Raw genomic sequence first — 25034 nt, forward strand, 5'->3', positions numbered from 1 at the left:
ACCCCGTTTGTTGATCCTGAACACCCATTCTCAGCCACCTCGTCTTAGCCCTTTAACAATCAGCAATACCGCACCAAGAACAGATGCGACAACGATACCGGCAGGGAGCGGAGCTGTTTGCATAGGCCGCGTTGCCGTTGTCGGCACGGTGAGCGTAGCGTACAGATCGACCGTCCCGCCGCGTTCCGGGTACCTGTCGATAGTGACCGGAAAAGAAATGTATCCCAGTTTAAAAACCGAGACTGTTTTGTAACGGGGTGCGGTTACGTTGACCGGCACAACGAGCGTCCCGTGAGAGAGAGCCCCTATTCGGTCCGTGTCGAAATCGACCGTGGCATCGTCAACGTTGGCGTGCACGACAAACCAGCCGGTATTTTCCCCGAACGTCAGGTTATATAGGTCAGGTACAGGAGTTCGCGCGGAATCCAGGTCCACCGGATTACCGATGCTTTTTAGGAACGCCTCCTTCATGATCGCCGCACTTTCGCGAATGGCTGCATTCTCGTCATCGGTCAGTTTTGTGCTGGTAACGGACGGCACGAACCGGATCGTACTCTCCGATCCGCCGTATGTCGGGTACCCGGCGCTTCCCGGTTTTGTTTCGGAGACGACCGGGTACTTGTCCCAGATCGCGTTCAGCTTCGCTGCCAGTGCGGCATATTTTGTCTCTTTCTCGGGGTCGGCGGCATACAGGAGATCGAAATCAGTACCCAGGTCGCGGAGGTAATTTGCCTTCCCTTCGTCATCCAGCACGAGGAAATTGTAGTCGGGCGTTGCTGCCTTGATCGCCGGGTCGATAACAATGATATCGACCGGGACGTACCCGACCGTATCGTTTTCGGGGAAGGCCTGCTGCATTCCCCCGGTATCCGCAGCGGCAGGGAAAATGGCAATGCAGGCGACAATAAAAAGCGCCAGGATCGCAAGGGCTCTGTGAAGTTTTTGGATTTTTTCCATCGTCTCATCTCCTCAGTTTTTTGATCGCAACGATGCCGGCTGTTGCCCCGGTCGCCGCAAGGGATACAATTCCCGGGACTGGTGCCGGTTTTGTTGCAGGTACCGTCCCGGTCCCTGCCGTTGTACCCGTCCCGTTTACCGGGGCGGACGGGAGAGAGGACCCGCTGGTCGCCGGGTCGTACTCAGCGTTTGCCATTTTTTCTACCTGTGCCCTCCCGAACTGCCCGGCAAGGAAATCGATGTACTGCCGGTTTGCTTCCATGAACTCCTCGTGGGTCATGGGATTGTTTCGCGCGACCAGTTCGGAATCGTTTAAAACAATCGCCCGTGATTCGATCAGGGGGAGCGTGACGTTGTTGAGGGTCACGGTGCCGTTGTCGTTTACTATTGGCGTAGGATAGGGAATTGCCGCGTCCGGGTCTGCCAGTGCCGGAGTCGTAACGAGCACGGCGAGAACGAATAGTGCTGTACTATACAGCAGTATCAGAGAACCCCGGTATTTCGGTCTCATGGGCTCACCTGCTCCCGGATCGTTATATTCTCCACTTCCCAGTCGCTCAGCTGGTGCTGGTAGTCCCCCATCCGTGCCACGCGGTCAAAACGGCAGGTTTCTGCAATCATCCCTTTCAGGAAGGGGGCCTGTGAGGTAAGACTCGTCGGGGTTGTTGTCCCATAATAGACGAGATAATACTCCTCATGTTTGGAATAATCCGTATCCCCGGTAAAGCCTCCGGATCCAGGAATCGTTACCGTGAAAAAATACCCGGAAGTATTGCCGCTTTCATAACCGGAAGCCTGGAGAATCGGGGGGAGGGTGTAACGGCTTTGTGGATCCTGAATGCCACGGGCAGGCTGCCCAAGCCCCGCAATGTGCCCAGTAAAATTTAATTCAACAGGTGAGAAGTTTCCCGATGCCTGCAAAAAACCGTTTAATTTTTTTTGTGATTCAACGAAGGTTCTCTCATCGGTAAAATACCATGTGGCGATCATATACTTGTTGGTAGTCCGGGGATCCGTGTAGTTTTCATAACGGCTGTACGGAGAAAGAGCCGGGAATTGTGGCGCCGGGGCATCCTGCCACCCGTTCAGGACAAGGCGTTCCTGCCGGCTTTCGTTCACCGTGGGTTCCGGTACCGTCCAGGCAATATCCTGATGGGGGAGATACCATCCGGCCCGTACCTGGGGAGGCGTGGGATCTGTCGTACCGGATAAAAAAACGAGTGAAACGAATATGATGCCCGCAACCAGGACAATAACTCCGCCAGCCAGGATTTTTTTCATTTCCTCAAACCTTCTTTGGATATTTCAGTGTATCCCCACGATGATCACGATTAACAGGACACCAAGAGCGATAGCAATGAAAAGTGATTGATTCGTTTTTCTTGATGCAAACCAGCCCATTGAACCTGAAATAAGGACGAATGGTGCAGTGTCGGCAAAGAAATTCCAGTTCAATCCGTAGAGAGGTGTTGCCACAAAACCGGGATCGAACATTTGAGAAAGGACCTGGGTGTATATCCAAAACAAGGGAAACAGGAGCAAGCCCGAGAGTGTCGTACCGGTTTCATCACCGGTCCAGCGGCCAAAACCGATGAGGATCGCAACCGGGATTCCAAATATCATGGCTTTCAACACCATCTGTAATTCTGTCGACGGGAGAACAACCGGGACCATGAGACTGTATCCCACAAACATCAATGCCGTCAGGAGGGGGAGCAGGAGGATTATACATCGAACGTGTTTCATAGGGTTCTCCTGAACAATGCTGATGCAACAACAGCACAGAGTCCCAGTGCTGTGACCAGCGTTATGGTCGGGAGCGGTGCGGGTATCGCCATTCGTGAATACGATGTCCGTATCATGGGCAGCAATTCATTCCCTCTCCTTTTTCTCCAGTGCTTCCAGCCGCTGATTGATCCGTTCGATCTCGGCCCTGAGCGACGCAATGGTTTCAGGTATGCCGGCTGTTTCGGGCGGATTGATCCTGTTACCCGCCGCGAGTTTTTCGACAAGCGATTCCACCCATTGCCTGAACTCCCGAATGAGCAGGACAACAACCATGGCGGCAAGGATAATGAGAACGATAAGCGGGGTGAAGGATGAAAACGATGGCCCTGCTATCGCTATAAATCCTGCTGCCAGAGAGAGTACTCCACCAAGGATTACCAGAAGGATAACACGTTTTCGTTGCATGATTAACCACTTCTTCGTTTCAGTTCATTTTGGGTCATAAGGATCGGGATGAGCAAGTCAGCACAACAGACACCCGGGATGCCGGGTTCCTGTTTTTTATTTTTTTTCATTGCGATCCCCTCCGGTGTTTGCCGATTGCAGCGTACACGGCGATGCACCCGATTGCCACTATACCAAGTCCGCCCAAAGACGGTGCAGGCTGAGTTCCGGGTATTGTCCGGATAACGACAGGAACTGTCGGTGATGACCGGGTACCGGGTTCCTCCCTGCCCGTGGCAGAATCGTTCAGGTACATCCCCTTCGGATTGATTTGGGCGTAAAGTTCCGTGAGATTGTCATACTGACGGACATACGAGGATACCGGCAGTTCCAGCGTGTTCCCGCTTACGGTTGCCATGAAACGATCATACATTGATTCAGGCATCCGTATCATGGCTACACGGTCTTCCGGGACCAGGTTTTTCTCATAATGCCATGTCGGTGACGACGTTGAACTGGTAAAGTTTGCGGCAAAGTCCAGGTACGAGACGGGGATCTCAATAATTCCGGGTGTGTCCTTCCCGCTGAACCGTTCAAATGTTTGCCCGGAGATGATGATAGTGATCATCTCCGACTCGGGAAGTGGAGTTGCCGGTTTTGCATCTTTAAAATATTCCGGGGAGAGATAATGTTCGGGCACATTTTCATATGGCCATGCCGGAGACGAGGATGAATTGTTTTCCGCTGTCACAATCGGGATTATAACCAGCACCGCCAGCACTGCAAGAAGGAGGATACGATTTTGTTCCATGATTAACCACTTCTCCGGTTTCTCTTTTTCCCGCGTACTGCGATATCCTTCCCGGGACGGATTGCGGGAATCACCCGGGGCCCCGGGGTTTTTCCGGCCGGCGAACTGTTCATTTACGGGTACCTCCTCACAATAACATACCCCATGACAAGGATACCGAGCCCCGCGATTCCACAGAGGGTCATGGCCCATCCCGGGGAATACTCCATGCGGATACCTGATACGGACAAGGGCGGGACGAATGCGACCGTGCCCTCATGGTCAGGAGGTATCTCCGGTACCTGCAGGGTCTGGTTGTATAACGGTTCTTTTTCAGATTCCGGCATTCCCGCAAGGTAGTCCGGACAGACCGTTTCGAAATACTTCCCGATCGTAATCTCTTGGCCGGCCAACCGGTTCGACCCTTCAATCGTCGATTCGTTCATGTGGCACTGCCCGCTGCGGTTTCCCGCGTCGGCGTTTTGCTGACCGTCCGGAATCTCTCGGTAACCCGCGACTGCAATGGCAGCACTCCGCGAACCGTACGTCAGGCCCCCGGGTGAAGGGTCCTGCATCCCCTCACTCGCATTGGGGTAACCGGGCACCCGGACGACCATCCGGTAATAAGCATCCCTTGTATCCTGCGGCACGGTGTCAGGGCTGCCGGGATTGATAACGTCCAGGTATTCTCCGGCAGGAACGTCCTGCCCCGCATTTTGCTGCATCCACGGGGAGACCGTTGTGGTGCAACCGGCCCGGACAGATTGTACCGGCAGGGGGGTGGCGGGCAGAGGATCGACCAAGGCGGGAGGTTCATGTGCGATGGTTCCCTGCGCAATCCCGATCATAGCAACGGCCGGCGGGACAAGGGAAACGGCAACAATCCCGGTGAGCAGGGCAAGAAGGATCGTGCGTGACAGTATCCCGGTTTTGTAATCATTATCGCGGGAACCGGAATTTCCGGCAAGTCTTTGCCTGAGGAACCGGAACAGCAGGGCCCCGGTCGCAGCAAAAACCATGCCGGTAAGGACGGATGCACACACGACCATGAACCAGCCAAATCCGGCCGCTTCCAAAAAAGCCATAAGTCCTGGTAAAATCCCCGGAAGGAGATGATACCGGGCGGGATCCAGCAGAATATCCAGGTAAGGAAAGGTGCCGCCGAACACGAGCCCTGCCATAATACCCGACAGGATGCCGGACCGGAGTACCGCTATTTCGCGATCTTCGCGTGAATGTATAAAAAAAACGGACAAGGCCCCGGAAAAAATGAAGACCAGAAGGATCTCTGTCGTATAGCATGCCCCATATGGTCCCGAAAGCCATCCGTTATACCCTACCAGGTCCCTCCATCCCAGGTTCGTGAGAGAGATGACGGCCGCGAGCAGGAGGCCCCCGGCTATCCCGGCGAGGATCGGGGATTTCAGGTATTTTGTCCGCCCGCTGTTTTTGTCGTCATCCATGAACGATCACGCATCCTGTGTCGATCCGGGTCCGTTGTCTCTCCCGAGGATGGAATACCCTATGCCCATGCCGGGCGCCGGTCCGATGAAGAATGAAAATGGATTCCAGCCGGCCGGTTTAAAGAGGGAAATCAGGTTCACCCGCAGTAACTGGCACACGGTCACCGCAATTATGAGGGCAGTCAACCCCGACAAAATCCACGGTATTTTTTTCATGAAGTATCCTCATGAGGCGGGTTTTTTCCGGGGATATTGTTCGGTTCGATCAAACCATATCTACGATAAAGATCCTGGGATATCAGGCACATGATAATTCCGGCCAATACTCCCAGGATAAAGATGATCTGGCACAGCATTGCATTCTTCACAATCGTTGATGTGCTCATGATCCTGGCAGCGTAATCGCCAAGCATTGCCGAGATACCGATGACGATAATTATCAGGATAAAATTTATCAGGAATCTTCGTGTTTTCACATCCATGAAAATACCTCCGTGAACGGTACCGCCATCACATTGTAACCGGGATTTAACCGGCAAATGCCTCGGGATTTTCGTTTTGAATACTTCTTGCCCATCGGCTCCATGTTCGCTTTCATGACGAATACTCCTTAAATGCAAACAGGATCCGATCATCAGCGTTAAGTTCTGCGAGAACCTTTTCCCGTTCCGATTTTTTTGGTTCCGATTTGTAGTCATACCGGATATACACTTCTTTCATCGGTTTTATGGGAAGGTCTTCGGCAATGAGCCGCCTGGCGTTTGCCTCATGAGGATAGGCAATGGCAAGGGGGATAATAACCGAGCCGTTTCTCTGTTTGACAATCTGCTCGTATTCCCACATGGACGTAATCTGTTCGCTGATCCAGACACTTCCGTCCTTTTCAAGGAGCAAAAACGTGCGATTGTAATCAGCCTCCGGCACATCCAGATAATAATCCGTTCCCATCGCACCTACCGAAAGGATCTCTAATGTGTAGTTCCCGGAAATCTGATGGCTCCCGATCTGCTGCTTAATCTCTGCATCCGTCAGCGACGCATCGACGAGAACTGCACTAAACCAGTCGGCCTGTTCGTGCCAGGCCTGAGTTACCTTGTCCAGCTTCGGACGGACTGCCGGCTGCGGATAGAGCGGATTGTAGAGATTTTCCACGGGGGGGTTGCGGGGTTCTGTCGTGAAGATATACACGCCAAGCGCGACAAAACCTCTATCGTTCAGCGGTTGATCCACAGGGATCCCCCGGGATGCTGCATAGGTTACAAAATCCCGATCTTTTTTGTCATCATTTTCCCAACGCTGGATATTATCTGCATATTCTCCTTGGGTCATTAAGGAAAACAGTGATGGGTATGCTTCAGTTCCCACAGTACCGGAAATTTTTTCGATGGACGCATCAAGGGTATACGTATCGACAAGGATGCAGTTTTTTTCCAAGGTGGATGAATTTTCAACATCCATTATCACCGTAACATTATGGCAGCAGTTGTCTTTGAGGGAATAGACCGATCGCACCGTACGAATGGAATCCCCGGGAAAACTCTGTGCAGCAACCACCCGGACTTTTTGTGTTGCATTCGAAAAATCGTAATCGCCGGCAGCGGTCTCAAGCCCGAAACGGTGGGAATACAGCCCCTTGTTTGCAGCGACAATTATCTCGCTCATCGGCATCCCGTTGCGCTCGGCAGTAAATACGTAATAGAGTTTGTTGCCGCTGATATCCTCGATGATGAGCGGCTCGTTTTTACTAAGACCGGCATTTCTCCAGGACCTGTCGGCATAACTGTCCGGCCGGTCGAGTACGATGCGCCAGAGATGCGCGGTGGCCTCTGTCCGTGCGGCATCAACGGGAACAATATTTTTATCGATAATCTCTCCGGTGAGCGGCCGGTCGTCCGGCTTTTCATGAGTCTCGTCCGGTGCTGTTGCTGAATCCGGCGATTGTTCCCGGTAATATTCCCTGATAATACTCGTATTCTGTCCTGAAAGGGGGAGACGGGGATCGATGCCGCGTGCCAGTGCATATGCCACGACGTTCGTGGCATTCGAATTCTCGGCCTCCCACTGCGCGACGCGGGCCGGTTGTTCCTCCTGCGGGATGCTGTCGAGATACGACCATGCATACTCCGGGCCCGGGTGATCTTCGGACGGATGATCAGGAACCACCATGTGGGAATACGCATCTACGACGATCGTTTCATTTACACCAGATGTCCTGTTCAGGATGGTGACGATCGTACACAGGTTCGGGTAACCACCTCCATAGAGACCGGATTTTTCCAGGAGTATCGGGTAGCCAGAATAGGTGATGTTCACGATATCTTCTGCGTCACGCGCAATACGGGTGTAACTGGCACTTGGAGATCCCTCATAGATCCGGAAAATGCCATGCTCCATGCGTTTATCTGCCACCGTCCAGAAATAACCGGGACTCTCGTTCCCGTTGCGAAGGTAAAATTCGTAATACCGGGGTTCCCCGTTGATATCGAAAAGCGTTACCGGCACAGGATCGAGCACCGCGGATGTCCAGTTGGGGTTTGTGGCATACGGGCCTTCGAGTGCAAACATCCAGAACGCGGCAAGCGTCCGGTTGTATGCGGTGTCGATCGGCACGGTGGTGAGGGTTGTACCCGGACTCCCGCGATATGCCGATGCGGGTTGGGAATCCTGCTGGAGGAGCGAAGACTGAGACTGGTTGACATCCGGTGTTACCGGGGATCCCGCAGAATCCGTGCAGCCTGCCATGAGAACGGTCAGGCATAACGGCACGGCCAGCAGCAGAACCAAAATCCTGGTTTTCATGGGGTTGCCTCCATCGGATCGAATGCAAAAAGGATTTCTCCATTAAACTCAACGAGAGTCCGGTTTCCTTTTTCACGAACCATTGCGCCGTTAGGGACCTGAATACTTCTTTTTACCACGGTAAGTGAGACAGGATCCACCATATACTCTGCAACAATCTGGTTATACCGGACAGATAACGCAGGGAAGAAACCTCCGGGGCTGTTTTTTGTTCCTCTCTGAAGAGACATTCCCACACCGAGTATCTCCCCACCGGCATCCACCATCCTTCGTGCAGAGGTGTCCCGCAGTGCAATTTCTGCGATCGTTTCCGGGTTTTTGATCTCTTCTGGTGCGAAGTTGAGCAGTGCGGGTGTTGTCACTGACCGGGCAATGCGAACCAGTTCCTCTTGAGGGAGGGTACCGATCAGGACGTATGACCGGTTTTTATCCTGCCAATCGATCTCGTTCCTGCCGGCAACAGTCCGAAACCTTCCGGTGAGGTTGCCGAAGAACACCGGCATATCCTGTTCCGTGACGGATTCACGTGAGACACCGGTTTTTACAAATGCCTGCGTGAATACGAGATCATCGGTATCATTGGAATACACAATTGAATCCCGTCCGTCTTGATCCCGGTAATGGAAGCAGTACCTGAATGTGTACCCGGCCGGGACGGTGGAAGGCAAACGGAAGTCAGGACCAAACCGGACCTTTGCCTGGTACATCGAACTCATGTTCAGAGGTGCAACCAGTTCTGTGATTGTCGGCGAGATTTCCGTTCCGGGTGGTGGCGTAAAGTCAAACATTTCCCCGGAAAGCGGGGGATTGATGCTGATATTCCGGAGATCTACGGCAAGTGCAGTTTCGTTATAGTCCCCGATCAACACCATCCGTGTCAGCATCAAGGTATCCTCATCGATCCAGATCCTCGCCCGGCGAAAAATCGTCGGATAATACTGCGTGGGGACATCGTCAACTGCTGTTTCGATGATGACCGCATCGGAGCCGTTTAAGTGTTCAGTCCCGTTCAGGACGGCAGGGAATCGTTCAAGGATCCGTGCCGCGATCGCGGGGTAATCTTTCCATGCAAAGAAAGTGTTCTTCGGATCTTCGATAAGGTCCGGTCGTGCTTTTTTGGTATCCGGATAGTATTGCCAAACAAACGACCCGTTCGCTACAACGATAGTGTCGTTGCCGTGAATTTCAGACCGGCTGTATTCTGCACGGAACTTGTCCGGTCGGGTTACATAAAACCGGTACTCGTCGTCATCGTAACCGTTTTCACCCACAGAGTGCACGTCAGCAGAATAACCGGAGATATTATTGTTGTGACGGACAAATTCCGCTGCGATTTCCTCCGCCGACATCTCATGCAATGATTTTTGTACGGTATTGTTCCCGGAAAAAACAGGTCCGGAATTGTTGTGGCCGGGAGGGACGTGCTGGGGAACGGACAGGACACAGCCAATAATAATGAGTACGGCAAGTGCCGCAGCGATCAGCCACAGGAGCTTATTCATGCGCCGTCACTCTCCCGGCCGGGCAGGGGATCTTGTAATATTTGCACTGTTCCTGGAAGACCGCCGTCAGGTTCGGGTAAGATCGGAAGACTGACTCCGGCTCGTTGATATGCACGTACGCCGGGTCCGGGTTGTCCTGCTGGAACATATCGATCGGAACCTGGTACAGCATCACGCGCTCGTCCGCCGCGATACTGCGACAAATGTGGTAATCCGGGTAGGCCGTACCGTTCACGAAATCCACAGAAAATTGTTGGGCCGGCAGCCGGATCCCGATCATACCCGGCGTCGCGCTGGTGTTGTGGCTCATAACCCATGACTCCGGCATAACGATCGAAGTCAGTTCGGTGATCCCGAGGGGTTCGGCCATCTTCGGCTCGTTCCATGGCAGCGTTTTCATCAGGGTATCGTTGACCTGCACCAGCGATTCTGCCATTTTTGCCAGTTCCCTCCGTTCCTGTTTTCCCGTGAGGGTATATGCATGGCCGCCCTTGATCCATTGCAGCTGGTTCTGGTCTTTGCCCTGTCGGAAATCGCCGATGGTCCCGTTCACGGGAAGTTCTGTGACGGGGCCGTCAACGACCTCACCATGGGGCCTTCCTATGACCGGTGAGTCAATATAACTGATCGAATCGCTATTTTTGACAAGCGAGAACTGGAGGGTCCCGTCGCTCATCTGGTACCCGCCGCCGTACGCATACCCTTCCGGAAGATATCCCGGGATGGCGAGGCCGTTTCCCAGCACACGGTAGGCATCCTCAAGGGAAAGGAGAAAGATCACCGGGTCGTGGTGCCTGATCTCTTTTGGCGGATTCGGCACATTATCCGGATCGAAAACGAACACGCTGTCGGGAATGCCGCTGTTCACCCGGATGTCCCGGTATTCCACGGTCACGGGCGACGGCCAGGTGTCGTTATAAAGGACGATCCGTACGGGCATCCACGAACCGGCATCGATCCATACCCGGGCATTCTGGTAATTGTCAGGAAGACCGGTGAACGGTTCTCCTGCACGCGCGGAAAAGTCCACGAGATAAGAGTTGTTGCGCCGGTCGGTGCCGTTGAGCATGTACGAGCCGGGATATTTTGTAAAGAGGCGGGCGATCATCCCCGGGTAATCCCACCCGGTAAAATAGGTCTGATCCGGATCGAAATGCCGGGTGGTGCGGAGAGTTTTCGTGAACGCAGAATACCACCAGATGACCGTGCCGTTCGTGATGACGAGCGTTCCGTTCGCCTCGCTGCCGGGGGTCAGGAACTCGATCCTGGAATCGTGCGGTGCCTTTTTCTGGATTTGTACCCGGTCCACGACCTGCCCGGTGGCGCCCGCGACCTCGACTGTCGCCGAGAAATCCTGTATGTTCTCCTGCGCCTTCACGTATTGTCCGGCAATTTCGGGCGCGGTCAGGTTATCCACGGGAGGCGCCGATGTACATCCCGCCCAGAGGATGAAACCTGCAAGCACGACAACCGCCACAATGCCGGCAGGTATGTTCATGGGATCCTCCCTGCATGCGGATCGAACGTTAAAAATATGGCCGGCGTTCCTGCCCGGTACAGGTCTACCGGTTCAAAAAACGGTCCCCCGACCATGCTGACACCGACGACCGGAACGGGCTCTTCCGGCCGGGTTTCGTTCACATTGTATGCAACCATAACGGTGAGCGGGCGGCTGCACCGGAGGAATGGAAACGGGCAGGGTGTCGTGTCGATGCATCCGCTGCTCCCGCACGCCATCATGCCCGGGTAGAGCCGGGCTGTCGTTGCATTCATGGTCTGGATGGGTACGGGCGTCACCTGCGGATTGTACCGGGACATGTCTTTTTGCCCGGCCAATGTCTCTTTGTGCGTCAGGTAATAGGACTGATCCCACGTATCGTTCGATCCGCAGGCTACAGGAGATATCACGAGAGCCACCAGCAGCAACACTGCAATCAGCCAGAAATGATATCGTTTCATGTCCTCCGCCCTCCTGTCAGCAACTGCACCCGGTGCTGCCGCGGGAGATTCGCATGGTCGTGCTTCCCATGTTCCCTTCGCTCACCAGGATCGCAGCACCGGTCCGGATCAGGTTTGCAAGCAGTATATCGTCAGATCCTTTTGCCAGCCTGACCGTATGCTTCAGGGACGCCATCGCGCTGCCCGAACCTTCAATCGCCGCGTTCTCCGAACAGAGTGTCCATCCCGGGCCCGGGACGGCCGAGGATCCGGTGACAACACGTTCGACCCGCTGGTTATAGAGCACGTAAAAAGTACAATCCGTTTTTATCGTGGCAATGGCCGTGCCATCGGTATCCCGGCACGTGTCCTCCTGGTCCTTTTGTACGATGTACAGGGAAAATGTACTGTTCGCTCCGCCCGGGAGCACGGGATCAATGCGCCGGATGACGACATCTGATACGGAAGTCGTGGTATAGGCGCCGCTTTGTGCGGGCCCGGGTGCGGCTGCCTCACTATGCAGGCTTCCCACAGCGAGAGATACCAGTGTCAGGGTCCGGACGCTGTCGTTTTTGGCAAGGACTTCGGTCACGTTTTTACCGGACTTCACAAGAAGGATCCGCGTGTCCGGAAATTCGTACAGCCCGATGACAGACTCTTCAGAGCCGTTGACCTCTGCCCGGGCCATGAGCGTATCGATTGCATCTTTCCGTAACGGGTAATCGATCATGGGAGGCAGGGCCGGGGCCGCAGCCGGTTCAGGCTCGCCGAACCTGTACAGGAAACTTTCGTTGTAGGCCTGCGGGATCGTGCTCGTAGAGGTCATCGGGATATCATCGTTACCGCAGGTGCCAAAAGAAAAACCGCTCCACTCACCAACCGGGACAAGGTACATGTTCACTACAGAGTGCGCAGGGTTCCAGAAGAGAATGCCAAGCCCAAGAACGATGATGACACAGAGGGCAGCCATCAGGAGGGTATGCCATTTCTTATTGTCAGAAGGATTCATTTTAATTCCCGGTCTTTTTTCAAACCAGCAATTATCAGGACACCGCCGATCGCGGCAAGGGGAATTATGCCAAGGAGCGGTGCCGTTTGCGTAGGTACGGTAGTTCGTACCGGTGTGACCTGCGTATCTACCTGAACAGGTAATAGTGGAAAAGTCGCATTCCCCGGGAGAGAATTTTCTGCCGGGCGACTATCTGCAGGCAGAATGTCGAACAACTGTGTTGCGTACGGGCGGCTATCCGTAGAATCTTCCAAAGAAACTTGTGCAAGGTATTCGCCCTCGCTCCAGTTGGTTGTCGTTATTTCGGCCAGCCAGTGGTTCGTGGTGTCATCTCTCCCGGGCAGGATGGGTACGGTTTTGGATGCTCCATACTCGGTAAACGGAATGCGCGTATGATGATGATACGATGACGAATATACCTCGACCAGAAGATTTCGCGTTGTGGAAATGTTTGTCGATCCCCGAATGAGAATCGTATCCCCGGAATAATGATTCCCCATGGGATCGATCGAAACAAACCGGAATTCGTGAGGATTCTCATTGGACACGGCAACCGTGGTCTCTTTTGCACATACGGGGATTACGGCAAAAAGGCCCACTGCCAGAACGATAACCAGGATATACAGAAGTTTCCCGGAACCCGGGACTACCTTCGTATGCCCGCACCGTATTCTCCCTGAATTCATACTGTTGGTTATAATCTGCATGTCTTCGCACCCGCCCTAGGTTTTCCCTCTTGGATTTATTCCTGGCAACCTCACGATTCCCCCGGTATCACCCGTACGGTAAACGGGGCATAATCGCCTCCACCGGTGGGGGTCCGGAGGACTGCGCTGAAACAATAATCCCCGGGCAGAACCTCTAGGCTGATATCAAACGACATGTCCGTAAGGTACGTGGCAAAACTCCTGCCGGTAAACAGGTCCGGGGTGATCGTTGCCCGGATCCCCTCCGGCCACGCGGGCCGTTCGTCCGGCCGTAACGGCCCGTGATCGACACTGCACGGGCTGGTGACAAGGCCCAGCGTCACATTTCCCGTATCGAGCTCGCTGTTCCGGATTGCAAACCGGGTATGGCCGGTTTCGCCCTGCCGGATCACGAGCACCTTCTGGCAGTATCCGCCACTCCCCTGGTAAAAGTGATAGAGGCCCATACCGCTCATCTCAGATCCGTCATCAACGGCAAGCCGGACCCAGTCGTCCGTGAGCGCATCTGGCTCACCTTCCACAGCTGCGTGAATGTGGATCCAGAAATTTTCTCTCATAACGGTTCCCGGCTTCACATGGACGGTGACTGCCGATGTATATTCATGGCCCGGCTCTGCGGTAAATTCACCGGGTTCAACAAAGACGGAGATATTCTCCGGCATCGGTTCGGGCTCTGTATCGTAAAGACCAGCGACACGGGACACCGTGTACCTGACGTTTCCCGGCTTCATAGCCCGGGCATAGAACGTATAGTTTATTGAACGATGAGGATCCGGATCGATCGTCCGGCCTCCGGCCTCGTAGTCATAGAGGGATACCAGAAGTTTGTCGCCACTGAATCCCCCGACCGGCCGGGTCAGCAGCGCGTCCGTGCAGTTCAGGCAGCCGGGTTCAAGTGCAGGGGGGAGGTTTTTCGGATTATAATTCTCCGCATCCGTTGATCCTCCGGTATATCCGCACTGGACGGACGATCCCTGCGGCGGGACGAACGCGAAATGATCGTCTGCGATACCGGTATTAACATCGATCCGGGAATAATCGATCTGGTTATTTACCGTGTCTGCCGGGTAAAACGTGGTAATATTCCAGGCCAACCCTGACTCGGGATCAATCCATGCCCGGACTTTAGAGATGAGGTAGGGCATATCTTTCGATTGCCAGTTATCCGGGAGGCCCTCGATCAGGTAGATCGTGTGGCCGTTCATAACCTCCCTGCCAATAACCGAATACTGCCCGTCCTGCACGATCTGCCTCACCATCTTCTGGTAATCATGCTGGGGAAGATACTGCATATCCGGTTCAATATGATAGGTCTTTTCCCCGGGACTATATTCTACGGCGGTTGTCCGGTTCATGATTAAAAGGGATCCCGTCACCGGGTTCGTGGAATTGATATACTCCATCCGGTAGAGGGCCGGTGCCTTCCAGTCAAACTGGACGGTTCCGTCAGATGTTGACGTATATTCCGACTGGTAATCCGTGATCAGGTTGGCATGGTTGAAGAAAGTGCTTGCCAAGTCGACGGGGGTGAAACTGGTTTCTTGGCTGTTCATACAACCGGGAATAATACTGCTGATGCCAATGAGGAGCATTATGGCAAATGCCAATACAAGACCGACTCTCATCTCTCATCCCCTCGTAGCATTGATCAACAAGGGGAACGGATCGCTGTCGGTTCCCGGTTTTATCCCATAAAAGATCCAGACCGGCGTACAGGTATCCGGCGGCACCGGCAGGGCCGACGCGTCGGGAAGGTGCGTTTCGACATAGTACCCGGACTGTACCCGGGAGATGTGGTAACCGTCAAGAGAGCCCTGGATCGGGATGAACAGATCCCGTGCCTGAAGTTTTTCAAATGCCTCGTTAGCAGAGATGACCGGGACTTTCCCGGCAGGTTCAAGGGTGCTCCAGTCTTTGGAGAGGTCAAGAAGTTCCCCGTTCTCCCCAAGCGAGACGGATATTTCTGAATTTATCACCGGGGAACCGTTGACATACTGGCGGTATATCACCTGAGTATACTGCGGGTACTGCTCCTCGACGGTCCCGGTCTGGAGGTTGTATTTTTTCATGAATACCTGCCCGGTCCTTTCAAGGACTGCATCGGCCGGGAGTCCCCCGTATTTTTCAAGCGCTTTTTCTGCCAGCCCGGGTGCCTCTCCGGTTGCAGGGATCTGTTTTTTCACCGTAAAGGCCGTGCCGGTCCCGGTTGAGAATCTCTGCGCGGATACCACCCGGTACAGCGGCACGGTCGCAGGAGATACGGGCAGCGGGGCATCAAGGGTGATGGTACGGTTGTATTCCATGGAACCGGGGGATGACCCGACGGGCAGTGGAGGTGACAGATCGCTGACCAGCGACGTACCGATCAATACCACGATAACCAACACCAGAAGAGAGACACAGATACCGGTTCCGATGGCGAGGGCGATCTTTTTTATCGGGTATTTTTTCGCCAGGTAGATAATCACACAACAAAAAAACAGTCCGATGCCGGTGATAATGAAGGGTTCGGCAATTCCCGGCTGCCCGTACAGGACAATGCTGATAAAATATACCGAAATGAGCAGGAATGCCAGTGCTCCTGCCAGGTTCGAGAGGTTGCTCTCATTGAGGAGTTTTTTCATAACCGGTCAGACCTTCATTTTTATTACTTTCCGCTCACTGCCAGGCAGATAACAAGGGTCCTGCATCTCCCGTTCACGTGCCTCACACATGAGTATCCACCACAACCCACGGGTTTTGCTGATTATAATAACTGACAACGTAAATGTGAGTTCCGGATGAACTACTCCTTATAAGATCCGGGCCGGAAAGAGTCACTGATGAACCATCGACATACGTCGTGATTCCCTCATGAGGATTGATCGTATCGGAAAGATCCTGATCCTGTATAAGAGACTGGTTTGAGAAATCCCGGTCATCCACCAGGATCTGCAACGGTTGGGATTGCAGGGGAATCAGGCGGTTCCCTGCATGGCCGTCATAATCCATGGAGAGTTGCAGGGTTATCGTCGAATTGTCTGTTCTCGTTACCGTCATGGAAACGGGATTCCAGGGACCACACTGCGAGCACGAATTCGTTCCGGAACTGATCGCTGCAATATCCCCACCTAGGGGAAGGATAATACTCATCAGGATCGCTGCGATAAACGCAATAATCACGGTTCTGACTTGTACTGGCGTTCTTCCCGTGTTTTTCGTGCCCGGCAGGGTACCTTCCGGAGTGCGATCACAGTATGAAAAAATCAGGGATCCTGTGATTCCCAAACCCATGATTGCAAGAATTATCAGGCACATTAAGGGGCCGCTCCAGAAAAAATGCGTAATGGTCAGGGGAATGATATCCAAAACAGTTGTGCTGGTGATATAATGCCCAAGCTGGTATTCATAGACGACGTTCAGGAACTGCATGCCAAAGAACCAGAAGATTCCTGTCACGCAGCCGGAGCAGGCACTTATCACTAAAAGGTCCTTGCGGGAGTTGGTATATTTTCGGAATATCATCGATGCAATAAAGCCCATCAGGATTATTCCCAGTACGTACGCGATGATAAAACCGAACTCGACAAATACTCCGTCTATCCCACTCCAGAAAAACTCGTGGTTGACAATCTGGTTTATCCACGTTATTGAACCGAGACACGTAAGTCCAAAGATAACGGTCAGTGCGAAAAGACCAATACTTTTTGTCTTCGTCATAGGCTCCTCAACTTCGGGCTCCTTCATGTATCTCCCCCTCTTCGCTGACCGACAGCAAGTATTCCGATACAACCGATAGCAAGAATGACAAGTGCGGCAGGGGGCGGTGCGGGCTGTGTATCAGGATACCGACAATGACACCGCCTGCAACCTTGGTTTCGGTACTTTCTCTCACCCGTCACATCCTTTTAATCGATTTATACCAGGTTTGTCCCCCGGAGACCCCAGACAAGGGTCGGTTGCGGGACAAGCAGGGGCGACTCCTCCTGTGCACTCCCGAAACTGATCGTATAACCAAACGTCTGCGTGTTTTTTGGCGTCACGGCAAGCGTCCACGCGCCGGCTCTTCCCTGTGCGGTGTAGGTATAGACATACTGCGTGCTGACCTGCTGGTACTCCCCGGCATTTCCCATTCCGTAGATCAGCGGATCCGCACCGACACTGACCGTCCCAGTGATCTCTTTTTTCACCTGCTGCACAGCAACATTCCCGTACGGTCCGGCAAGTGTTACGTCAAACGCGGGTTCACGTACCGGATAGTTCCGCACGGTGCCCGGAGACGGATAACCTTGAGGTGTTGCCGTGAGCCTGACGGTAATAGTGTCCGGCGAGCTCATGGAAAACTGCCGGGTAAATGCCCCTGAAGGCTGCTGCCAGACCTGAAAACCAAGCGAGACCCGCCCCTCGCCTTCCCGTACTGCCGGGTCGTCAATGCCCAGATCGATATACCCGTTATAACTGCCGCTCTTTCCCGGCGGGACCTGCACGGTCACGGTCATGGTCACGTTCCCTCCGGGAGGTACCGATGACGGTGCATCGATCGTAATCGCCTTATCGGTCAGCACCGGTTCCTGCGGGCCGGAGGAGGAATACACCAGGTAATTGTCGCTCCCGACCCGGGGCGACAGCGGGATCGGTGTCAGGCCGGTATTTGTTATATTCACGGTATACCGGTACTCCTTTCCCGCCTCCAGCTGGTCGCTGATATACAGGGGATCTATCCGGATCACCGGCGTTATCGCCGCATCGATGGAGAAACTCAGCGTGTGGACGTAATTGGGGTACGTCTGGGGATAGGGCGAGGGATACTGTTCGTCCGTAAAGGCAATCTGGGTATTATACGATCCCCGGGGGGTATCCTGCGGGAGCGTGGCACGGATTGTAAACTTCGCACTCTGCCCGGCCGGGATGTCTGCCCGGGCCGGGGTGATGGAGACCCAGGATTTTTCTACCTGGTACAGCCCGTTGTACGGATTCTGCTGGACGAAGGGACTGACGGTGATCGTTTTATCGTCCCGGTTCCTGACCGTTACGACCTGTTCGTCGCCCGCACCCGGCTTGAGCAGGAAGTGTATGTACGAGGGCATGATCTCAAGTCTCGTATAATTGCCGGTAAGATCGCCGGCCGGTGTCGGTTCCGGGAGCGGGATTGCGACGGATCCTCCCTGCGCAACCGCAACAGCGGTCTGCACACCCGCTGACGTTCCGGAATATTCAACAGCGGCACACGCAGCGACAAGTGAGCAGAGCATCAGGGCAGCAACCATGTATTTCGATAGGGACGGGTTCATTGCATCGCCAGGTTTTATTGATAGTCACCCTATGATTTTTATTATATAAACGATTTCTAGCCATTTTCTCTACACATCATATGAGAGGCACTGTTCCCCGGGATCATTATCGCGGCAGCCTGCTTTGTTGTCGTATCGATCGGTATGCACGGACCCGGGACGTTGAATGGAAGGCATGTGGTTGAACCGGGACAGGACCTTGCGCCGGAATTAATCCGGGAAGACCTGTAGCCCCCATTTCCTTTGGGATGTCACGCTTCGGGACATGGCAATTGCGGTTGCACGATCTTTTTTTCCCCTCCTGTATATCCCGGAGCTTTAATTTATCCCTGAACGTTATTTTTTCAAAAACGGGTCTCCTGATTTTTATTGTAAGGATACTGAATAAAAAAAGGAGCCGGGGGATACCGGATGGACGCATATCCCCGGTTCAGTGTTAGCCGGTCGGGTTCGTGACCCGGCCCATGAAGAGAATGGCCCCGGTTTCGTCATCCTGGATGATGAAAAGAAACGGATGGTCGGCATTGAATACCGGGACCGTAGGTTCTTCGGGAACGCTCCCTTTCCCCCACATAATCACAGCGGTTGCAGCCGCAGCTTCCGTTCCCTCTTCATTCACATCGATGTATGTCTTGTGAATGATATCCTCAATGTACAGGAACTGTGTGCCATCCATCCCCGAAAAATCCGCAGAACCGGAAAATGCGGTCGGCATTCCCATGGCAGCAAGGGTACTGGGGAGGTGGGCGGTCGTCTCAATCCGGAATTTCGGGAGGAAGATCTTCACGCGCTGGGATACCAGTGAATTTTGTATGCCTGCATAGTTTACCGGGTCCAGGGCACGTTCTGCCGCCATCAGGTTATCATCTTTCGGGAGAAGAACGAGCATGGACAGTTCCTTGCCGCTGTCGTGCGCATACGGCAGTGCAAGTACCTGGAGATCGTCGGTCTCCGTATACCGGTACACGGCATTCTCGTCTATCCTCTGCATCATCTTCACGTTTGCCGTTTTTTCCGGCGAAACCCGGAATCTCGTTTCCCGTGTCGTGTTCTTATCGAACTGCGTGACCCATGTGCCTTTAAAGTACACCGCATTGGTGATCACGAGGCGGGTCATAGGGGTAATTCCACCGGCAGGTACCAGGTCTTGTATTTTATTTTGGGTCTTTTGTTCCACCCAGCGGTTTATTATTGCCCGGGACTCTTCGGGCCGGTTGATGAAATCAAGGGAGGTTGCGTTTGCACCATAGTACTGGGCAGCGGTGCTTATGTACCCCGTGAGAAACGGGTATGTCTTTTCCACCCAGAGCGCGTTTGCCGTGTCCAGGGTATACCCGGCAGATCCATTGTTCATGCCGGAATTCATGTCTGCAAATCCCTGTCTCAGTGCGGCAGTATCGTTGGGGAAGTAAAATACGGACCGGATCTCATCGGCAGTCGGGCCGCGTGCACCCTCGTACGTTATTGCAAGGGCCGACGACAGGGAAAATGGCGAGAAGAAGAGGTTGTTTCCCGTGTATGCCGGATCCTTTGCAAGCCGCGAGTACAGGTCGAACGCGAACCGGTTGTTTGCGTCCGTAACACCGGCGGTTCCTTGGGTGGTGGAAGGAATAGCCGGTGTTGTTGTATCTGTACCGGTACACCCTGCAAGGGCAACAACGCAAAGCAGGATCGTCCCAACAAGTAATATGCCAATCCTATTCTGCTCGGGCCGCAGGTTCATTCTGGGGTACTTCCCGTTTTTCACGCGTCGCATATAAAATTTACCTGTTGACCCGCTGCTATATACGGTTTCTAGCTATTTTCTCTACACATATGCGGCAGAAATCCTAGAAAACCAGAAGCCCGATCCCAAACGACACGGCATTCATGATGAGCGAACAGGCTGCCGCCCGCTTCACATCGAGGCCGAGCAGCTGGTTTAGCACGCCTGCCTCCACAAGCACGACCAGCAGTTCGCCGATCAGCGGGTAGTATGCCGCGTCCACGAATGGCGGCCACACGAACCAGAGGTACGGGAGTGTCAGTGCCGTACAGAGTGCACCGATACCAATAATACTCCGGATCGGGATGCCCGTATCGCGGAATACAAACCGGATCAATGCGACAAGCATCGTGACTTCGGTGATAATCGTTATCGCGAGCGCCAGCAGGAACTGTGTTTCATAAAGCATGCTAACCGGGTGCTCCTGAGTGCGGCGGGATCCTTGCGTAAAGGAAATCTCCTGTGAAAAACCGGAGTTGTACGGGGATCATACGCTGCATCCCCTGCCAAGGAACCAGCCAAACCAGCAGGAGATCGAAGTGATGAAATCCGGATGCCCGGGAGGATCGGCCGGTGTCTGGTTACCTTCAGGAAGGGAAAATCTTAAAGAACAAACTTCGGATACCACGTTACCCCGGTCGTCCAGGATCAATGAGGAACTGTTCAGTGTTTCCAGGTACTGGGTGCAGTCAAATTGTCGATCGATCATACTCTGGCATTCCGTATACATGGGGGTAGATACGATCCCATGAGTCTGGTTCAGGAGAATCTGGTCGCTTACATTATACTTTTTTTCATCGGCGCGGTCAAATGTAATGAGATACTGGTCGCACCGCTTTTTTTCCTGTTCCCGTTCCCGCGTACATGAATATGACCGGGAATTCGTTCTGATATATTTTTTCCCGGATTGATCATCAACCGCATAGATATTCTCTCCAGCTGCAAAACAATCCGGGAACGGGGTATCCGAGTACCGGGGGATGACAAAATTTCCTGAACTTGTTTCCCCTTCAAGGGAACAATAATCGATTCTCATATCGCTTGTCGAGGAGTGTGGTTCGAATATACGGCACCCGTATCCCGGACAGGTCGCAAAGAATGAGAATACAAGATCCTGCGTATACGTACCGGGAATCCTGTTGTCGCCAAGTGCGGTACAACCAATGTTCTCGCACCGGTACCCGTAACAATTTATTGTAAATCGAATAGATTCGTTGAAGGGTACATGATCCTTTTCAAAATAGACGTTCGTGAGCGTTGGCCGGTATGCATTCGCATCGACATGCGCCGGAAGTGCGGAAATCAGGACTAGGCTTATGAAGATAAGGAGCAGGAACCGTGATTTCATGAATGACCTCTTCCCCTAAACTGCCCGGCAAACCAGCAGGAGATTTCATCGATTATGGATCGTCCGGCCGGGACCTGGGTCGGAGGGGAACCGGGTGTGGTTTTGTTCAGGGCAGATATATTGGATTCCGCCGGGAGTGCCGGTATATGCGCCACAGGAGACGGGGCCGGGCTGTCAAACGGTTTCCCGTTTTGTTCAAAGAACACTGCGGTCTTTGTCGAGATGGTGCCATCTGCCATGGCACCGGGGAGGATGAGGGAAAGAAAAAATACGAAGATGAGGAGTCCCCGGGGACATACAACCCGCTGGTTCATGAAGAGTGCACCCCCCTTTGCATAGGATACAAATTTCGTGTACTGGCCTGCGGCCCTATTGCATTGGGATCGTGCTGGTGCAGGAAACTATAGTACATCCACGGGAGGGATGAGATAACGAGGAGGTTGATGACGCCAACGATAATGACGAGACCGACAATCACGATAACGGGAGATATTTTTTTGGAAATTGGCATGGGAATGTCACGACTTTTATTCAGGTTGTTTTAGTCAATCTTCTCAACATGATCGTATAAACGATTTCTGGCCATTCCCTTTACGTAAAAAATGCCGATCCATACTCCCCATCACCCGTCCTCCTTCCATCCCGTGCGGGATTTATTGCCGGAGAGCGGCGCACCTAATAGCACACTTCATTTGGCCGAAATTTTTCCGGGTGGGCTCCCGCACAGGGGAGAGGGGGCGATCCGGACAAGATACCGAAAGTTCCTGATGACACATTCTTCCGAACGAGCATCTTTACCCGCCCTGGCCCTACTTCACGATCACGGTAAGATTGAACCCCAGATCTCCTTTTTCTTCATGAACAAGAATGAATTTTCCATCAATGCTCGATGTCCCGGGGCTGACCGCCCGGTACCTGACCACATAATGGCCCGTGGTATTCCAGATATCGCCACCATCGGAATAGGTGCCGGCATTTACCAGTTCAAGCCCGCACCCGGAGACCGGGATGACCCAGTGAAAACCAAGCCCCGGGATCCACCGGAGGTTGATCTCAACAATATCCCCCGTCGCGAGCTCGATCGTTTTGCCGGAATCGTTCTCTCCAATGGAGTAGCGGATTCCGGGCACCGGATCCCGGATTGCAACGGATATATTAGCCGGAACAGGGATTTGGGAATCGACAACCGGAGGGGAATCGCACCGGGGGGACCCGGACTCCTGAGTAGAGCCAGGTACCGAGACGGCCGGAGAGGTTGACTGAGCCGGTGCTGGAGTAACAGGTGTTGGCTGAAGGGTAAGGTCCTGCTGTTGGTTCTGGCGAAGTTTTTCTGACGGATGATACGCCTTGTAAACAAAATAACTTCCGGCAATTACTAGGATAACCAGACAAACTAGCACCGCCAGATAATAAGCGTTTATTTTTAATTTTTCCATCGATGACACATCCCATCATTCCTGTGCGAAATTTTTTGATCGCTGGCAATTTGTGTGCTGCCCCCGACAAACTGTTCTTCGCGATTATTTTAGTGTGAATAAGAGCAAATGTTTTCCATCGGGAACCAAACTTCGCTGGTATTGAATGCCAGCACCACAGTACCGTTTTTATCAAGAAGGCAGGTTCCAGTATTTGATCGCTCTTTTCGATACAGGTACCCCGGGACAACGATCTCATACCGTTCAATAAACTGCTCTGTTTCATTGACATAGAAATAGACATCAATATCCCGGTAATCCACCCAAAGCGTCGGACCAGCACTCATATTCCATTCTTTAGGTCTTGACGGCGTGAAATCGATTACACCGCGAATGATACTTCCATGACTAATCATTTTCTGAACGTTTCTGTCCTGTAGCGCAATCTGCGCAACAAACGATGCATTGGTGCGAAGAGAGCCCGAACCGAGATCTGGGATAGTGGAAATGTTAACCTCCGGAATCCGCGCAACGGTGTATACCGGCGCTGTAGCAGGGGATTCGGGAAGTTTTGTCTCTAAAATAAACCCTGTGGTAGATCCCTGCGGGGCCGAAGTGGCCGGGGCATTCATCAAAAGAGACAGGACAAGAGCGGCACAGGCAACCGTGCATACCAGGGCAATTCCTGCCATAATCCATTTCTTTTCCATATTATTCACCCCGTTCGGACAGGCTCGTGCGATTCCTGTTACACGGTGTTGTCATCGTCTGTTTCCTTTCCTGCAACCGTTCCCAGCCCGGGAAAACGATCGCTTTTTTATCAAAATTCCACGGGCCGCAATCAATGAAGTACCGGTATTCCGTGTAGCGCGGCGGGGCTCGCCAGTATTTGAGAGCGCAGTCGATATCCGCAGTTTGTGCTTTCGCCCGATCAGTTAAATGATTTCTGGCCATTCCCTTTACACGAAATACTGGGTTCGTAACACGGATTCCTGAAGGGGGGAAAGAGGGGCGGTTTTTTTGGGGGAGGGCATGCTCCCGCCCCCGGGCAGGTTGCCGACATACCGTTTTTTTCCGGTGATTGCCCGAAGGGCAGGTGTCGGTAGAGAATCCTACCTCCGTGCATCTACCGGCCAGGGATAGGTAGTTTTTCCGTCTTTTGTGGCATAGAACAGCCAGACCGGGGTATAGTATTTCTGATCTACATTTGTATCTTCAGCATAATATCCCAACTTGATATCGGATACCCTGAGACCCGCCCGACTGGACTGATAGACCGTCAGCGTTTCCCCGTTTTTGAGTTTTTCATATGCCTCCTGAACCGTGATCACCGGAATTTCACCGGCATATTCAAGGGTACGCCATCCTTTGCTGATACCAAGCAATTCCCCGTTTTCCCCAAGATTTATTGTAAGACCCGCACCGGGTCCCATGGTGGGCGATCCGTTAATCTGCTGCCGGTAATGGACACTTGTCCATTGTGGGTATTCTGCCTCGACAATACCTGTTTCCGTGTTGTATTTTTTTATCGATACGCATTCGATGCCAGTGAGGATTGCATCTTTGGGCAGACCGCCATATTTTTCAAGTGCCTTTTCAGCAAGGGCCGGGGCTTCTGCTTCTGAAGGGATGCTTGGTTTGGCATCCATTAATTTTGGATCTCCTTTTGAGATTGAGTCGGCAGCAATAACCTTGTATACCGGTGCTGTTGCCGGAGATTGTGGTAATGCAATATCGAGCGCGAACACTTCATCCGTCGAAACTTGGGATATCGATCCCTGGGTTACGTACGAGGATGTATTTTCGTTCACACTTGGCACAAGGATCAATACACCCATAATTGAGCTTACCAGGATTATTCCTGCAATAATACCGAATAATTTTGCCATCGTTACCATT

26 protein-coding genes are annotated in these 25034 nt (G+C 53.1%); all 26 read right to left on the reverse strand.

What is annotated here, in order from left to right:
* Positions 1-30: 30 nt before the first annotated feature.
* Positions 31-957, reverse strand: coding sequence for a hypothetical protein (locus WCX19_RS00330; protein ID WP_373003246.1), 927 nt, complete (start codon positions 955-957; stop codon positions 31-33).
* 4 nt (positions 958-961) lie between these two features.
* On the reverse strand, positions 962-1468 hold the full coding sequence (locus WCX19_RS00335) for a hypothetical protein (protein ID WP_373003249.1): 507 nt from the start codon (positions 1466-1468) through the stop codon (positions 962-964).
* Complete coding sequence (locus WCX19_RS00340) at positions 1465-2238, reverse strand: hypothetical protein (protein WP_373003252.1); 774 nt, start codon at positions 2236-2238, stop codon at positions 1465-1467. The genes WCX19_RS00335 and WCX19_RS00340 overlap by 4 nt, the downstream gene beginning before the upstream one ends.
* Positions 2239-2262: 24 nt before the next feature.
* Complete coding sequence (locus WCX19_RS00345) at positions 2263-2703, reverse strand: hypothetical protein (RefSeq protein ID WP_373003255.1); 441 nt, start codon at positions 2701-2703, stop codon at positions 2263-2265.
* Between the two features lie 126 nt (positions 2704-2829).
* A complete protein-coding gene (locus WCX19_RS00350; RefSeq protein ID WP_373003258.1) occupies positions 2830-3150 on the reverse strand; it encodes a hypothetical protein in 321 nt (106 codons plus the stop codon).
* Between the two features lie 106 nt (positions 3151-3256).
* Positions 3257-3940, reverse strand: coding sequence for a hypothetical protein (locus WCX19_RS00355; RefSeq protein WP_373003261.1), 684 nt, complete (start codon positions 3938-3940; stop codon positions 3257-3259).
* A gap of 113 nt (positions 3941-4053) precedes the next feature.
* A complete protein-coding gene (locus WCX19_RS00360) occupies positions 4054-5382 on the reverse strand; it encodes a hypothetical protein (protein ID WP_373003264.1) in 1329 nt (442 codons plus the stop codon).
* Between the two features lie 6 nt (positions 5383-5388).
* The gene (locus tag WCX19_RS00365) at positions 5389-5598 is read right to left on the reverse strand and encodes a hypothetical protein (RefSeq protein ID WP_373003267.1); all 210 of its coding nucleotides are present in this window, start codon (positions 5596-5598) and stop codon (positions 5389-5391) included.
* On the reverse strand, positions 5595-5864 hold the full coding sequence (locus WCX19_RS00370; RefSeq protein ID WP_373003270.1) for a hypothetical protein: 270 nt from the start codon (positions 5862-5864) through the stop codon (positions 5595-5597). Before WCX19_RS00370 ends, WCX19_RS00365 begins: the two co-directional genes overlap by 4 nt.
* 112 nt (positions 5865-5976) lie before the next feature.
* The gene (locus WCX19_RS00375; RefSeq protein WP_373003273.1) at positions 5977-8181 is read right to left on the reverse strand and encodes a hypothetical protein; all 2205 of its coding nucleotides are present in this window, start codon (positions 8179-8181) and stop codon (positions 5977-5979) included.
* Positions 8178-9683, reverse strand: a complete 1506-nt coding sequence (locus WCX19_RS00380; RefSeq protein WP_373003276.1) for a hypothetical protein — start codon at positions 9681-9683, stop codon at positions 8178-8180. The genes WCX19_RS00375 and WCX19_RS00380 overlap by 4 nt, the downstream gene beginning before the upstream one ends.
* On the reverse strand, positions 9676-11181 hold the full coding sequence (locus tag WCX19_RS00385; RefSeq protein ID WP_373003279.1) for a DUF4367 domain-containing protein: 1506 nt from the start codon (positions 11179-11181) through the stop codon (positions 9676-9678). The genes WCX19_RS00380 and WCX19_RS00385 overlap by 8 nt, the downstream gene beginning before the upstream one ends.
* Positions 11178-11642, reverse strand: a complete 465-nt coding sequence (locus WCX19_RS00390) for a hypothetical protein (protein WP_373003282.1) — start codon at positions 11640-11642, stop codon at positions 11178-11180. The genes WCX19_RS00385 and WCX19_RS00390 overlap by 4 nt, the downstream gene beginning before the upstream one ends.
* Before the next feature lie 16 nt (positions 11643-11658).
* Positions 11659-12630, reverse strand: a complete 972-nt coding sequence (locus tag WCX19_RS00395; protein ID WP_373003285.1) for a hypothetical protein — start codon at positions 12628-12630, stop codon at positions 11659-11661.
* Positions 12627-13337, reverse strand: coding sequence for a hypothetical protein (locus WCX19_RS00400; RefSeq protein ID WP_373003288.1), 711 nt, complete (start codon positions 13335-13337; stop codon positions 12627-12629). Before WCX19_RS00400 ends, WCX19_RS00395 begins: the two co-directional genes overlap by 4 nt.
* Positions 13338-13387: 50 nt before the next feature.
* Complete coding sequence (locus tag WCX19_RS00405; protein ID WP_373003291.1) at positions 13388-14962, reverse strand: outer membrane lipoprotein carrier protein LolA; 1575 nt, start codon at positions 14960-14962, stop codon at positions 13388-13390.
* Positions 14963-14965: 3 nt separating this feature from the next.
* Entirely contained in the window at positions 14966-15961 is a 996-nt protein-coding gene (locus WCX19_RS00410; RefSeq protein ID WP_373003294.1) for a hypothetical protein, read from the reverse strand.
* A gap of 82 nt (positions 15962-16043) precedes the next feature.
* Positions 16044-17063, reverse strand: a complete 1020-nt coding sequence (locus tag WCX19_RS00415; protein ID WP_373003297.1) for a hypothetical protein — start codon at positions 17061-17063, stop codon at positions 16044-16046.
* A gap of 170 nt (positions 17064-17233) precedes the next feature.
* A complete protein-coding gene (locus tag WCX19_RS00420) occupies positions 17234-18607 on the reverse strand; it encodes a hypothetical protein (RefSeq protein WP_373003300.1) in 1374 nt (457 codons plus the stop codon).
* Positions 18608-19043: 436 nt separating this feature from the next.
* On the reverse strand, positions 19044-20363 hold the full coding sequence (locus WCX19_RS00425; protein ID WP_373003303.1) for a serpin family protein: 1320 nt from the start codon (positions 20361-20363) through the stop codon (positions 19044-19046).
* A gap of 73 nt (positions 20364-20436) precedes the next feature.
* Positions 20437-20781 carry a hypothetical protein gene (locus WCX19_RS00430; protein WP_373003306.1) on the reverse strand — a complete coding sequence of 115 codons (345 nt, stop codon included), beginning with the start codon at positions 20779-20781 and terminating at the stop codon, positions 20437-20439.
* A gap of 78 nt (positions 20782-20859) precedes the next feature.
* Positions 20860-21720 carry a hypothetical protein gene (locus tag WCX19_RS00435; RefSeq protein WP_373003309.1) on the reverse strand — a complete coding sequence of 287 codons (861 nt, stop codon included), beginning with the start codon at positions 21718-21720 and terminating at the stop codon, positions 20860-20862.
* Positions 21717-22034 (reverse strand): hypothetical protein, encoded by a 318-nt coding sequence (locus WCX19_RS00440; protein ID WP_373003312.1) that lies wholly within the window; start codon positions 22032-22034, stop codon positions 21717-21719. The genes WCX19_RS00435 and WCX19_RS00440 overlap by 4 nt, the downstream gene beginning before the upstream one ends.
* 495 nt (positions 22035-22529) lie before the next feature.
* On the reverse strand, positions 22530-23156 hold the full coding sequence (locus tag WCX19_RS00445; RefSeq protein WP_373003315.1) for a hypothetical protein: 627 nt from the start codon (positions 23154-23156) through the stop codon (positions 22530-22532).
* Positions 23157-23245: 89 nt separating this feature from the next.
* Complete coding sequence (locus WCX19_RS00450) at positions 23246-23845, reverse strand: hypothetical protein (RefSeq protein ID WP_373003318.1); 600 nt, start codon at positions 23843-23845, stop codon at positions 23246-23248.
* Positions 23846-24247: 402 nt separating this feature from the next.
* Complete coding sequence (locus WCX19_RS00455) at positions 24248-25024, reverse strand: hypothetical protein (protein WP_373003321.1); 777 nt, start codon at positions 25022-25024, stop codon at positions 24248-24250.
* Positions 25025-25034: the final 10 nt, after the last annotated feature.

The organism is Methanoregula sp. (assembly GCF_041663825.1).
Taxonomy (GTDB): domain Archaea; phylum Halobacteriota; class Methanomicrobia; order Methanomicrobiales; family Methanospirillaceae; genus Methanoregula.

Coding starts and splice junctions, on each gene's coding strand:
- WCX19_RS00330 (WP_373003246.1), bottom strand. CDS start 957: ATGGAAAAAATCCAAAAACTTCACAGAGCCCTTGCGATCCTGGCGCTT.
- WCX19_RS00335 (WP_373003249.1), bottom strand. CDS start 1,468: ATGAGACCGAAATACCGGGGTTCTCTGATACTGCTGTATAGTACAGCA.
- WCX19_RS00340 (WP_373003252.1), bottom strand. CDS start 2,238: ATGAAAAAAATCCTGGCTGGCGGAGTTATTGTCCTGGTTGCGGGCATC.
- WCX19_RS00345 (WP_373003255.1), bottom strand. CDS start 2,703: ATGAAACACGTTCGATGTATAATCCTCCTGCTCCCCCTCCTGACGGCA.
- WCX19_RS00350 (WP_373003258.1), bottom strand. CDS start 3,150: ATGCAACGAAAACGTGTTATCCTTCTGGTAATCCTTGGTGGAGTACTC.
- WCX19_RS00355 (WP_373003261.1), bottom strand. CDS start 3,940: ATGGAACAAAATCGTATCCTCCTTCTTGCAGTGCTGGCGGTGCTGGTT.
- WCX19_RS00360 (WP_373003264.1), bottom strand. CDS start 5,382: ATGGATGACGACAAAAACAGCGGGCGGACAAAATACCTGAAATCCCCG.
- WCX19_RS00365 (WP_373003267.1), bottom strand. CDS start 5,598: ATGAAAAAAATACCGTGGATTTTGTCGGGGTTGACTGCCCTCATAATT.
- WCX19_RS00370 (WP_373003270.1), bottom strand. CDS start 5,864: ATGGATGTGAAAACACGAAGATTCCTGATAAATTTTATCCTGATAATT.
- WCX19_RS00375 (WP_373003273.1), bottom strand. CDS start 8,181: ATGAAAACCAGGATTTTGGTTCTGCTGCTGGCCGTGCCGTTATGCCTG.
- WCX19_RS00380 (WP_373003276.1), bottom strand. CDS start 9,683: ATGAATAAGCTCCTGTGGCTGATCGCTGCGGCACTTGCCGTACTCATT.
- WCX19_RS00385 (WP_373003279.1), bottom strand. CDS start 11,181: ATGAACATACCTGCCGGCATTGTGGCGGTTGTCGTGCTTGCAGGTTTC.
- WCX19_RS00390 (WP_373003282.1), bottom strand. CDS start 11,642: ATGAAACGATATCATTTCTGGCTGATTGCAGTGTTGCTGCTGGTGGCT.
- WCX19_RS00395 (WP_373003285.1), bottom strand. CDS start 12,630: ATGAATCCTTCTGACAATAAGAAATGGCATACCCTCCTGATGGCTGCC.
- WCX19_RS00400 (WP_373003288.1), bottom strand. CDS start 13,337: ATGCAGATTATAACCAACAGTATGAATTCAGGGAGAATACGGTGCGGG.
- WCX19_RS00405 (WP_373003291.1), bottom strand. CDS start 14,962: ATGAGAGTCGGTCTTGTATTGGCATTTGCCATAATGCTCCTCATTGGC.
- WCX19_RS00410 (WP_373003294.1), bottom strand. CDS start 15,961: ATGAAAAAACTCCTCAATGAGAGCAACCTCTCGAACCTGGCAGGAGCA.
- WCX19_RS00415 (WP_373003297.1), bottom strand. CDS start 17,063: ATGAAGGAGCCCGAAGTTGAGGAGCCTATGACGAAGACAAAAAGTATT.
- WCX19_RS00420 (WP_373003300.1), bottom strand. CDS start 18,607: ATGAACCCGTCCCTATCGAAATACATGGTTGCTGCCCTGATGCTCTGC.
- WCX19_RS00425 (WP_373003303.1), bottom strand. CDS start 20,363: ATGCGACGCGTGAAAAACGGGAAGTACCCCAGAATGAACCTGCGGCCC.
- WCX19_RS00430 (WP_373003306.1), bottom strand. CDS start 20,781: ATGCTTTATGAAACACAGTTCCTGCTGGCGCTCGCGATAACGATTATC.
- WCX19_RS00435 (WP_373003309.1), bottom strand. CDS start 21,720: ATGAAATCACGGTTCCTGCTCCTTATCTTCATAAGCCTAGTCCTGATT.
- WCX19_RS00440 (WP_373003312.1), bottom strand. CDS start 22,034: ATGAACCAGCGGGTTGTATGTCCCCGGGGACTCCTCATCTTCGTATTT.
- WCX19_RS00445 (WP_373003315.1), bottom strand. CDS start 23,156: ATGGAAAAATTAAAAATAAACGCTTATTATCTGGCGGTGCTAGTTTGT.
- WCX19_RS00450 (WP_373003318.1), bottom strand. CDS start 23,845: ATGGAAAAGAAATGGATTATGGCAGGAATTGCCCTGGTATGCACGGTT.
- WCX19_RS00455 (WP_373003321.1), bottom strand. CDS start 25,024: ATGGCAAAATTATTCGGTATTATTGCAGGAATAATCCTGGTAAGCTCA.